Source organism: Streptomyces prasinopilosus, assembly GCF_001419695.1.
Taxonomy (GTDB): domain Bacteria; phylum Actinomycetota; class Actinomycetes; order Streptomycetales; family Streptomycetaceae; genus Streptomyces; species Streptomyces prasinopilosus.
Genome location: NZ_LIRG01000986.1, coordinates 1976 through 2207 on the forward strand (window position 1 = coordinate 1976; position 232 = coordinate 2207).

The window sequence follows — 232 nt, forward strand, 5'->3', positions numbered from 1 at the left end:
CTAATGCGGACATGTCCGCAATGCTCGGGTGCCGGATGCACACAGATCATTCGAATACCGCATTCGAATCGGTGCATCATGCATCGACCCGTGGCCCGGCCGGGCCCGTCGCGGACCGGCCGGGAGCGCGCCCTGGTGCGCCACCCCGCACGCCACCCCGACGTTCACCCGCAAGTGGGTAACAGGGCCGACGGGAAACGGAGGGAGACCATCCCCTCCCCCGGTCCCCCCG